14 protein-coding genes are annotated in these 11,412 nt (G+C 35.3%); 12 read left to right on the forward strand and 2 right to left on the reverse strand.

Annotation, left to right across the window (positions count from 1 at the left end):
- The 5 genes from ACYIAQ_RS08575 to ACYIAQ_RS08595 all read left to right on the forward strand — a co-directional run.
- On the forward strand, window positions 1-169 hold a 169-nt coding region (locus ACYIAQ_RS08575; protein WP_483563436.1), incomplete at its 5' end, for an SLAP domain-containing protein.
- Window positions 170-328: 159 nt separating this feature from the next.
- Entirely contained in the window at window positions 329-943 is a 615-nt protein-coding gene (locus tag ACYIAQ_RS08580; protein ID WP_483563425.1) for a hypothetical protein, read from the forward strand.
- 142 nt (window positions 944-1,085) lie between these two features.
- Complete coding sequence (locus ACYIAQ_RS08585; protein WP_483563426.1) at window positions 1,086-1,700, forward strand: ABC transporter ATP-binding protein; 615 nt, start codon at window positions 1,086-1,088, stop codon at window positions 1,698-1,700.
- A 2-nt stretch (window positions 1,701-1,702) separates the two neighbouring features.
- A complete protein-coding gene (locus tag ACYIAQ_RS08590) occupies window positions 1,703-2,872 on the forward strand; it encodes a hypothetical protein (protein WP_483563427.1) in 1,170 nt (389 codons plus the stop codon).
- Window positions 2,872-4,035, forward strand: coding sequence for a hypothetical protein (locus ACYIAQ_RS08595; RefSeq protein WP_483563428.1), 1,164 nt, complete (start codon window positions 2,872-2,874; stop codon window positions 4,033-4,035). Before ACYIAQ_RS08590 ends, ACYIAQ_RS08595 begins: the two co-directional genes overlap by 1 nt.
- Before the next feature lie 74 nt (window positions 4,036-4,109).
- Here ACYIAQ_RS08595 and ACYIAQ_RS08600 read toward each other — a convergent pair whose 3' ends face one another.
- Window positions 4,110-4,694, reverse strand: a complete 585-nt coding sequence (locus tag ACYIAQ_RS08600; protein WP_483563429.1) for a DJ-1 family glyoxalase III — start codon at window positions 4,692-4,694, stop codon at window positions 4,110-4,112.
- A gap of 37 nt (window positions 4,695-4,731) precedes the next feature.
- A complete protein-coding gene (locus ACYIAQ_RS08605) occupies window positions 4,732-5,376 on the reverse strand; it encodes an HAD family hydrolase (protein ID WP_483563430.1) in 645 nt (214 codons plus the stop codon).
- A 70-nt stretch (window positions 5,377-5,446) separates the two neighbouring features.
- Here ACYIAQ_RS08605 and ACYIAQ_RS08610 point away from each other — a divergent pair, with 70 nt between their 5' ends.
- The 7 genes from ACYIAQ_RS08610 to ACYIAQ_RS08640 form a co-directional block, all read left to right on the forward strand.
- Complete coding sequence (locus ACYIAQ_RS08610; protein WP_483563437.1) at window positions 5,447-6,208, forward strand: sulfite exporter TauE/SafE family protein; 762 nt, start codon at window positions 5,447-5,449, stop codon at window positions 6,206-6,208.
- Window positions 6,209-6,249: 41 nt separating this feature from the next.
- The gene (locus ACYIAQ_RS08615) at window positions 6,250-6,930 is read left to right on the forward strand and encodes a histidine phosphatase family protein (RefSeq protein WP_483563431.1); all 681 of its coding nucleotides are present in this window, start codon (window positions 6,250-6,252) and stop codon (window positions 6,928-6,930) included.
- A 54-nt stretch (window positions 6,931-6,984) separates the two neighbouring features.
- The gene (locus ACYIAQ_RS08620; RefSeq protein WP_483563432.1) at window positions 6,985-7,875 is read left to right on the forward strand and encodes a cation diffusion facilitator family transporter; all 891 of its coding nucleotides are present in this window, start codon (window positions 6,985-6,987) and stop codon (window positions 7,873-7,875) included.
- 5 nt (window positions 7,876-7,880) lie between these two features.
- Complete coding sequence (locus ACYIAQ_RS08625; protein ID WP_122023245.1) at window positions 7,881-8,060, forward strand: DUF308 domain-containing protein; 180 nt, start codon at window positions 7,881-7,883, stop codon at window positions 8,058-8,060.
- 2 nt (window positions 8,061-8,062) lie between these two features.
- The gene (locus ACYIAQ_RS08630; protein ID WP_483563433.1) at window positions 8,063-8,737 is read left to right on the forward strand and encodes a 2,3-bisphosphoglycerate-dependent phosphoglycerate mutase; all 675 of its coding nucleotides are present in this window, start codon (window positions 8,063-8,065) and stop codon (window positions 8,735-8,737) included.
- Window positions 8,738-8,842: 105 nt separating this feature from the next.
- The gene (locus ACYIAQ_RS08635) at window positions 8,843-9,778 is read left to right on the forward strand and encodes an AAA family ATPase (protein WP_483563434.1); all 936 of its coding nucleotides are present in this window, start codon (window positions 8,843-8,845) and stop codon (window positions 9,776-9,778) included.
- 793 nt (window positions 9,779-10,571) lie between these two features.
- Window positions 10,572-11,412 (forward strand): WxLIP family cell surface protein (locus tag ACYIAQ_RS08640; RefSeq protein ID WP_483564047.1); only part of this gene is annotated, 841 nt, incomplete at its 3' end.

Here is an 11,412-nt window from a genome sequence, read left to right on the forward strand (position 1 = left end):
GCGGTTAAAAGTAGCTAGTCATATTTATAACAAAGATGGTAAACGTTTGGCTGGTAAGCAATTAAAGAAGCATAAGACGATTAGAACCTATGGCAATGCAGTCAAAATTCATGGTAAAGCATACTACATAATTGGACATAACCAATATATTAAAAAGAGAAGTTTTTAAGGAGGATAGTTTAATTAATTTGCGATAAGAAAAGAAGCTCTCATAGCAATGGGGAGCTTCTTTTTTGTTTAATAAAATTCAAGATTGGTTAAAGATAATTGACATTGCTTACTGACGCAGTTAAATTAAAAATAAAGTATAGATTGGAGGGACTTAACGATGAAGAAAAGTATGAAGATGACAATCATTTCGGCAGCAGTATCTTTGTTCTCTGTTGCCACGGGAACAATTGCTACCTTATTAATTAATTCTTTTTCCAAAAAAGATCAAAGCCAAGATAAGCATGCTAGTAAACAATTAGCGCGAGCGGGTTATACTTTTAAACTTTCTCCACATGCAGTAATGTATCAACAAGCTGAAAAACAATCAACCTTTGAAAAAAAGGATGTTGAACAGCTAATTGAACAAAAAATATTATTTAAAATAATAGCTATTAAGACAATCAATAATACGGTCATGGCTCATATTAGTGATCAAAGCGGTGAACATCATGGCTGGGTTAACTTAGTTTCAGATCTTTATAATATTAAAGCATTAAAGCAGGGCTTAAAGTCTTTAGTTGAAGTTGAACTAAATTTGATGCGACTAAAAGATAATGCGGGTAAACAAATCGCTTTGAAACAATTGCCCCTGGTTCAAAAAGAAATTCAGAATTTGTCGCCGCGCAACAAACAAATTGGCGAAGTTTCCTTACATGAATTAATGCACTGGTTAGAATATGATAGTAATATTAATATTCCTAGTTTATTAATTGGTAAATATCCTGAAGAATAATATTTAGTAATTTAAATGGTTCCAAATATCGCAGTGATATTTGGAACCATTTTTGTTTATAAATATAGATATATTTACAAAATTAAATATGCTATTATCAAATAAAAGCATTTTTAATCACATTGTTATTAAGGAGACTGTTATGCTTGAAGTTAATCATCTCACAATTAAAACCCGTCAACCAATCCTACATGATTTTAGTTATCAGTTTATACCTGGTCAGTTTTATCAGATTGCTGCTGAAAATGGCTTAGGCAAAACCAGCTTTTTGCGGGCACTTACTAATTTAATCCCAATTGCCACCGGAAAAATTCGCTTAGAAGGTAAACCGTATGCCCAAAATAAAGACAAAGTTTTTTTCTTCGAAAGTAATGACTGGCTCAATCCCAATCTTAATAGTTTAGACTATTTAAAATTTATCAAAAACATGTGGCACTCACAGGTGAATTTAGCAGACGAGTTAGCCTTCTTAGGGGTGCAAGATTACGCCAAAGTGCCCATTAAAAAGTATTCACTAGGAATGAAACAGAAATTGCTGGTAGCCATGTATTTTGTGAGTGATGCCGAATATTATCTAATGGATGAAATAACTAATGGTTTGGATGAGGCAAGTCGCAGACAACTTTATGATCGCTTAGCACAAGAAGTTCTGCATAAAAACAAATGTATTATCATGACTTCACATTATAGCAGTGAACTAAGGATGGTAAACGCTCATCGCTTAGTTTTAGAACAACAAATGATGCGTGAGGTGTAAGAATGATGTCGTACTTTGGTTTTCAATTTAAAAAAATAACTAAGCATACTTTAACCATAATTGCTTTGTGCATTTTAATAATTATTTCCTTTGGGGGTTTATTTCTTAATACCAATCAGATTGACAGCGGAGAGTCAATCAAGGGGCAGATACAAGGCAATATTGTAATCCAAAAAAATAATATTGCCCAAGATAAGCAAGCATTAAAAAAGTATTCACCGACTGGTGAAGGTTACCGACAAACTAAAATTGCACTGAAGCAAACAAAAAAGCAATTACAAGTAAATCAAGCGTTGATTGAACATATTAATAAGGGGCAGTGGGGACCAGTTTATAAGGAAAAAATCAAAGAGAATAATAAAATGAAAACTACTGGATTAAGTGGGCGAAACCTTGACTTTGTTAGTGGTGTAAAAAAGCGCTATCAATATTTAGCTAAGCATCCGATGCCTTATGAAAGTGATGCAGCCGTTACTGGTCTTCAGATTTGGTCAGATTTAAACGGAACCTATTGGCCAATTTTATTTACCTTAGTGATAATTTTTATTCTAACGTATTTATACACTGACGCTTATAAAAATGGATTAGATATCACCACTGTTTTACCAATAAATGTAATGAGCAAGCTATTAACTAATAGTTTAGTGGGGTTAGCCATTAGTTGTTTATTATATTTATTAGTTAGTTTATTAGTCTTTACAGGAGCGTCTTTAATCTTTGGTACAGGTAATTTACAATACCCAACTATTATCCATCACTTGGTCAATGGGCGGCAAATAGTTGCTGTGGCCCCGTTAGCGACTTTAATCCCCCAAATTTTAATCTTACAATTTTTGGAATTTATATTTTTAGTACTGTTTATCCAGCTACTGGCAAAACTATTGCATAATCAGTTGCCGACACTGTTATTAGCGGTACTTTTAGTAGTAGGCATTGGATTAGCAACCACGGTAATTGAACCACTGTCTCAGATGGCCCAATGGCTACCTAACACTTATTTTAATGCAATCAATGTGGTTTCGGGGGTAGCTGCTTATAACATCGATAATTACCAAATTAATTTTGCTAGTGGGGTAGATACCCTACTAATTGGTTCACTTATGTTGTTTAGTTTGATTTGCTTATTAGAACGGACTAGAACTCCTCATTTCAAAGAAGTGGGGGCACTATAATGGCTTATCTCTTATTTCAACTAAAAAAAGTAGTTAAAAATAAGTTGACGCCAATTTGTCTTTCTATCCTGATTCTAATTTTGGGCGTTGTTTTATTCCTGAACCTGCGTACTACGCCCCAATTTACCTTGCAGGAAGGAGCCCAAAAAGAAGGCACTTATTACCAAACAGAAAATGCTAAGTTAAAACAAAATCTGAAGCAACAAAAGAAAAATAGTGACCTTTATCAAGAAACTGAACAAGATATTAACAGTAACCAAAAAATTGCCAACCAAGATTATCAAATAAAAAAAGCGGCCCAAGCTGCTAAGTGGCAGTTAGCTTATACGCTTATGTGGCAAAAAAAGCAGCATGAAAAAAAACATTTAGAAAATATCGCTGATCAGGTTGATCCAGCACAAGTGACAGAGACTAATAATAAACTAAAATTTTTTGCCTATCTTAAACGCAAACCACTCGCTTATGAAAGTCAAGATATGCCAGTAACGGGAATCCAATTTTGGTTGCACCTTAACGAGCAGTATTTACCGTATCTATTTACTTTGGTGGCTTTGTTTATCTTAACTTTATTGTTAACAGAACCTTATCACCAAAAACTTGATCTAACTCGGCTCAATCCCATTAGTAAATGGCGTCAGTCCTTAACAGAAATTAGTGCAGGTTTAATTTTACTAGGGGGAAGTTTTTTGGTAATAAATTTGTTAATGATAATTGCCGCTACGATTTTTGCTGGTTCTGGTAATTTAGCTTTTCCGTATTTGACCTATAAATTTGTTAACGGTCGAATGATAACTAATTTTGTGGCTAGTGGCAATTTGATTTTACCAATTATTGTTTTGCAACTTTTGGGTCTGTTATTCTTAGTAGTTTTAGTAAGATTTTTAGCCAAAATTTTTCGCGCTCAACTGCCCACATTGTTGCTTGCACTCTTGTTAGTATTAGGAGTAAACGTGGCGGTAATAGCTGTCCCAATGTTAAGAAAAGTTAGTGCTTGGTTACCGATGACGTATTTGAATGCGGTTGATACCGTTTCGGGGAAATTAGGAATGTTATACCAAAATCCGCAATTGAATTTTAGTTCAGGAATTATAGTTTTGCTTGGTAGTACGGTAATTATTTTAGTTTTAACTGTTATTGTCGAGTATGCTCATAGTAGAGTATAGTAAGATAAGATCTTTAGTAGAAATTTTATAAATAAAAATGTCTCGTTCTTATAAAATGAGACATTTTTTAATAGTTATAAACTTGCTTGAATATTATCAGCTAGATAGTTGTAAAGCATTCCTTGCTTTAATTCTTTAGTTTCAACTCCTAGGGCTTCGGCAATTGCATATGCATATGCCCACGCAGTAGCCGGACCGCGACTGGTAATAAGCTTATGTTTGGTGTCTGTAACCGTAATTGTTTCTTTAAATTTACCAGTTGGAGCATCTTGCTTAGTTTGTTTGTCAAAACCTGGATAACAAGTATAATCAGCGTTGTCTAATATGCCATAACGGGCTAAGGCAATTGGAGCAGCACACATCGCTGCATTCCATTTGCCTTCTTCGTAACGCTTAACCATTAAGTCGCGAAGTTTTTTATTATCGCGTAAATTTTCGGCACCGATTTTTCCGCCTGGGAAAGCAACTAAATCATAATTTAGTAAACTATCATCCACCACTTTATCACAGATAAGTTGAATCTGGTGATCGCCAGTGATTTTTGGGCTAGTTAGACCAACCATGTCAGTTGGAATGCTTAATCGTCGCAAGACATCAACTACACTTAATCCCTCTACTTCTTCACAGCCATTAGCAAATACTACTGCAACTTTTTTCATTGTTAAAACATCTCTTCTTTCTATTGATTATTATAGACTAGCTCATGTTAAGGTAAAATAATAAGTCACTAATTTTATTTAAATGCAGGGTTGGACGAGGGTTAATTGGAATTTTGCTTTTTTTCGGGGCTAACCATAATGATTGTAATCCAGCATTTTCGGCACCCTGAATTTCATCAGTTAGATCAGTCCCAATAACAAGACATGAATCTGGGTTAAGCGTTTGTTCACGGATAATTTGATCAAAAATTTTTCTGTCAGGTAATTTTTTGGAAAAATCATTCATAAAATAAGTGGCTGAAAAAAACGATAACAATTCACTTGGGCCAAGTCTAGAAATAATAGTTTTTCTTGATTCTTTAGCAAGCATAATTAGTTTGACTTGATTTTTAACTTCATTTAAAAAATTGGTTACATCCTTTACAAGCTGTTGTTGCTTTTGTAATTCGTGAGTAAATAAATCTATTTGGCTGATGTCAAACGTTTGCAATAGCAGTTTGATTCGTTCGTTAAAGCCAAGCAGTTTGATTTGAGATTGCAGATTATTATATTTTAATCGTTGGCTTGAACCAAATTCTTGTCCGATGGCATTTAAGGTGGACTTGAGTGCGCTTCTTTCAGCGGCAGATTCATTGAGTATGCTACCCTCTGGGATAAAGATTAATGTTTCAAATTTTGTCACTTTAAATTTACCTTCTTAAATGGTTTACTAACTGCATTATAATCGATATGATGATAAAAGGGGGAAAATGATGCCAACATTTTTGACAATAATATTTATTCTTCTAGGAGGAATTATAAGTGGGCTGTTATCATCAGTGGCTTCAATGGCTTCATTAGCATCTTACCCAGTTTTATTAGCGGTTGGGATTCCTCCCGTTTATGCTAATATTACTAATGATGCCGCATTGATTTGGACTAGTATTGGTTCAACAATTTCTTCTACTAAGGAACTAAAAGGGCATTGGCGGCAGGTGGCTTTTTATGCTATTTTCACTGTTTCTGGTTCACTTTTAGGAACATATTTATTATTGGCGTTTCCAGCGAAAATTTTCGAAAAACTAGTTCCATTTTTTATTGCGGGGTCTGGGGTGATGGTGATTGCTTCTGGAAAGCATCATAATTTAGCACCTCATAAACGTCCTTTATGGCAGGAACTACTATATATTTTTGCACTTTTAGTAATGGGAGTATATACTGGCTATTTTGGCGCTGCTGGTGGGGTCATTATTTTGGTTTTACTGACATATATTACTAATGAAAAATTCATCGTAATAAATGCAATAAAAAATGTTGTTTGTGGTTTAGGTAATCTTGTAGCCTTAATTGTATTTGCGGTTACCACACATGTTTATTGGCAACAAGCTTTTCCATTAGCAATTGGGATGTTTATTGGTGGATATCTTGGAATGGGAATATTACGTAAGGTTCCAGCTAATGCTGTCCGGCTGTTTATTGCAGTTCTTGCCTTTATCCAAGCTGGGTATTTCTTTTATCGAGCATATATGTTATAGTTTATTCCACATTATTTAAAGTAAGGAAAGGAGAATGAGAGGTGGCAACAGAAGTTTATTTAGTGCGACATGGCGAAACAATGTTCAATCAGTTGAACAAGGTTCAGGGATGGTGCGATTCTCCTTTGACAATCAATGGGATTAATGACTTAAAGCGCACGGCACAAGCGTTAAGACAGGTTCATTTTGATAATATGTATTCTTCTGACCTTAAACGTGCAATTGATACTGTTCATTTAATGAAAGATGTTAATCAGGTTTCCGAGATAGGAAAGATAAAAAAATTACCTGAATTTCGCGAAGTGTTTTTCGGGTCCTTTGAAGGTGATGACATTGCTGACACTTGGGAGCAAGTATCACTAGCTGCAGGGATGTTACCCGAAAAAAACATTACTAATATAATTAATCAAGTGGGCATCGATGAATTTCGGCAGGCAACGAAAAAAGCTGACCCAAGGCATTTAGCCGAAAATAAACAGGAACTTGACCAGCGAATGGTACGGGCAATTTCTGTCTTACGTGATTTAACTACAAAAGAACAGAGAATATTGATTGTTTCTCATGGTGATTTTATTAAAACCTTAGCAATTAAGTATTGGAATCAAAGTGATGGCAAACATGACATTATTTTTCCTAATAATGGTAGTGTTAGTCGAGGTATCTTGCATACTAATGGTCAGTTTGAAATTGTTGATTATAATGTTGATGCTGAAAATATTTAAAGTCCTACTTTTAGTAGGACTTTTTGTTACACTAACTGCAAAGGAGAAAAACAAATGAAAGATTCTACTACAAAGCGGTATGCTTATGTTACAACGCTGAATGTGATAATCACGCTTAGTGAATTTGTCGGAGGATTTATTTCTGGCTCATTGTCATTATTATCTGATGCGGTTCACAATCTAAGTGATGTTGGTGCAATTGTTATTTCATTTGTTGCCCATTTAATCAGCAATCGACGTAGCAATCAGGAAAAGACTTTTGGTTACCAGCGTGCAGAGACTTTGGCAGCCTTTACTAATGGCATCATTTTAATTTTAATCAGTATAGTGCTTTTTATTGAGGCAATTGAACGATTTTGGCGACCGACCAAAATTAGTGGTGGTATTATGCTGGTTGTTGCCATTATTGGACTAGTTGCGAATGTAGTTTCGATGGTTGTTATGCATCAAAATAATAAAAATAACCTTAACGTAAGGTCTACTTTTATTCATATGCTAAGTGATGCTCTTTCAAGTGTTGCTGTTGTCATTGGAGCTATTTGTATTTATTTTTGGCATGTTGCTTGGCTTGATCCAGTAATGACAATCTTAGTATCATTGTTCGTTTTACGTGAAGCAATTGTATTAACTAATGAAGCAGCTAATATTTTAATGGAGTCAAATCCTGATATTGATTTAGATAAAGTAAACCAGATCGTATTATCTTTTCCAGAAATTAAAAATATTCACCACGTTCATGTTTGGCGCTATAGTGATCAATATATTATGCTGGATGCTCATGTTAACGTTGATGCAAAATTAACGGCGGGTGAATTCGAACAGTTAACACAAGAAATTAGTCAAAAATTGGCAACTTTAGGGATTAATCACATTAATTTTCAGGTAGAATGTGAACGTGGTAAAAACTATCAAATGATTGTATCAGATCGTGAACATGAGGAGTAAAGAAAGTGAATTTTAAAGTTAATGTATATACGGCAATTATTGTATTAATCGTTGGCTTATATGATCTAGCCTATGCTTTTAATCGACGCCAAAATCACCGTCGTGGTAATAAAGCCTTTATGATTCTTGGTTTAATCTTTACGGTTGCAGGTGTTGCACTTTTGTTTATGCATTGGATGAATTAAAAATGGTCAAGTTAGTGCTCTTGCGGCATGGTGAAAGTACCGCTAATTATGCTAATATTTATACGGGTTGGAATGATGTTAAATTAACGTCTCGTGGCAGGACACAAGCTGTATTGGCTGGTCAATTAATTAGCAAGATCCCTAATTTTGCTCCCACCCATGTGCATACTTCTATTCTTGTGCGAGCGATTGAAACGGCAAACATTGTTGCAGAAGTTGCCAACTTTTTATATTTGCCGATTACTAAAACGTGGCGGCTAAATGAACGTCACTATGGCAAACTTCGGGGATTAAATAAAGATTTATCACGAGAAATTTTTGGTCAAAAGCAAATATTAGAATGGCGCAGGGGCTTTTACTCTGTTCCACCCGCTGGTGATCGAATTACTGATCGGCGTTATGTTAATTGTGATCGCCAAAGATTACCGCGAGCTGAAAGTCTCTACCAAACGCAACAAAGAGTATTACCCTACTATCATAACGAAGTAGCACGACGTCTACTTAAAGGCGAGGATCAACTAATTGTGGCACATGGTTCAACTTTGCGTGCTTTAATCAAGAAACTTGAACAAATTGATGATAGCGTTATTACTGAACTGGAAGTTTATAATGCCGAGCCCATCGTATATACTTTTGATAAATACTTACAGATTAGGGACAAACAGGTATTATCTTGATTTTTTGTCTGGCTTTTTTAGTTATAAGAGTGGAATTGGCCAGATATATGTTAAAATTTAAGACGATACTAAATATATTTACATTCTTAGTTTGGAGTAGAAGGCATGCGTAAAATATTTTTGTTGCGAGGCGCCCCCGGCTCCGGTAAATCTTCTTTCATTTCGCGTCATCACTTACAACCGTACGCGATTAGCCGTGATCAAATTAGATTATTGTTGGCAAATTTAACCTATTACTATGAAGAAGATACCGATTGTTTACATCAAGTTATTCCGCGCTATGCAAATGAGCAAACGGAAAAAGTGGTGGATTACCTCGTAGAAGAAAAAATGAAACGTGGCGAAACGGTGATTGTCGACAGTACCCATATTCTTGCCGAAAATGTCGAGCATTATCAACCGTGGGTTGAACGATACCGTTATGAATTATTTGTGGTTGACTTGATGTATCATAGGAATTTGCGAAGTCTGCTTGAACGCAATGAAATTCGTCGACAGTATGACTGGGTCAAGCCTAATGTGGTTAGGGAAATGTATTTATCTTATCAGAGTAATACTCAACTTCCAGAATGGGCTCATGTTATTAGTCCTAATCAGATGGGTAAAGCATTATCACAAAGGGAAAGTAATTTAGATTATTATACTCATGTAATGGCGGTTCCCGATAAAATGAGGGAAGAAGATTTTCCCCATGTCCATATTTCTAATTTTTATTTTTCCTTTAATGACCGTTTTACGGCAAAGTATGGTACTTATCGTAATGTTGTCACGATTGGCAAAACAAAAGAGGAAATTATTAATGAATTTCGGTTGCCATACTTTGTTTTTAAGTTCCATCATAAACACTTTTTAATTTCGGCATACCCGATTAGAAATGAAATGCTTGATCCGATTAAAAAAGTTAAGGGTATGTGGACTTATTCTACGGGATTGGTTAATTTGGCTGATTTTGTGGAATCATTTCCCCCAAGTCAAGCGCAACATGTACATCAATTTAATTTAAGTAAGTTACAACCAGATAGGTTGCTTCATATTTGGTAAAAAACGTCGCTAATTAGCGACGTTTTTAATTTGAAGAATTAAAAGTATAGAAAAGTTACCATTTCAAAAAGATGAAAATTGTCATCTTCTTTTTGATTACTAATTTTAGAATAAAGTTATAAATATGAAATTAAATAAAGAGGCAGTTAATGCCTTTTTTTTGTTGCTTTTAAGCATAACAAAATCTTAATCTGTTATTAATAACTACTGTTATCTAAGAATTAATGTTTACTTTTTCTTCGCTTATTTGCTTTATTTTATTAATTCTTGTTTGCTTATTTAGTAATTGCTAACCCCATGCTAATAACTACTTAGCTTTAATTAAATCCAGCTTTTTCTAAGGTTTATTATTTTCTCAAATAACGGTAACTCTATATTACTTTTTTTTTTTTTTTTATATACTCTGTACGATCCCGCAAATTGATATATCATAAACTTAAGCGCATTTAGTAATAGCTGTTAATTCCTATTTATGACCATTTTTGAATTATATATTTCTTGTTTCGTATTTTTATAATTCAATTTGTTAGTCCAAACCTATGGCTATATACATTTATACTAACTGCGCTATTCAAAATACCAGTGCAATGTTGATACCACTATTTTAATATAGTTAATCGGTTTGCCAACTTTTGTAATAGTGATACTTTTTGCTTGTTCATTTTACTACTACGAAATTAGCGATTGGTTTGATAAAAACAGCTGCATGGGTTTTGAAGTTTTCCCGCTGAATTAACTTAAATTCAGCGGGTTTAATTGCCAATATTTTAAAAATTGCTAGGAGGAATCATTTTTGCAAACTAAGAAGCGTTGGTGGCTGGGATTAATTTTAGTCTTGGCAATTTGGTTAACTCCGCAAACCATGGTGGCGGCTGCTCGATCAAATGATAGCACTGACTTTGAAGTTAGGCCGCTTTTCCCCGAAGAGCAGGTCGATACGACCCGTAATTACTTTGATTTAGCTTATCGGAAGAATTCCACTCATGTGATTAAGATGGCTGTGCAGAACTTTTCTAAGAGAACGATCACGGTGCGGGTTAATTTGCGTAATGCCTATACCCAAGATGGGGGTGGCATTGATTTTACGCCCCAGACTAAAACACTTGATCCTAGTTTAAAGCACCCTTTAACTACCTTAATCACGCTTCATCGAGGCGACCAGAAGCTTAAGCTAGGACCAAGGCAATCTCGCGTTATCAGTGCCACGGTTAAACTGCCTAAAGAACGCTTTGATGGCATGATCTATGGGGATTGGCACTTTGTCGAACACTCCAAGAGGCCTAAGACTAAGGGCGGCATGATTACCTCTAATTATGCCTATTCGTTAGGAATTGTTTTACGCGGACAGAACTATCAGGTTTTTCCCAAGGTGAAGTACGCCAAAACCACGCCGATACTCTTTAACCGTCACCCTGCCTTAGGCGTTACCTTGCGTAACATTGCCCCCATGGCTATTTCCCAAGCAAGTGTTGCGGTAGCCATTGGTCGCAGTGGTGGTGAGATGCGTACCTTTAAAGCCAACAACTTTATGATTGCCCCTAATTCGCGCATTGTGTTGCCCATTTCCTGGAGCTATGATGCACTACAATCCGGCACCTATCAGATCAAAGTCACCCTGAAAGGATTGAACACGC

It is taken from the genome of Lactobacillus sp. X-49 (assembly GCF_057063645.1).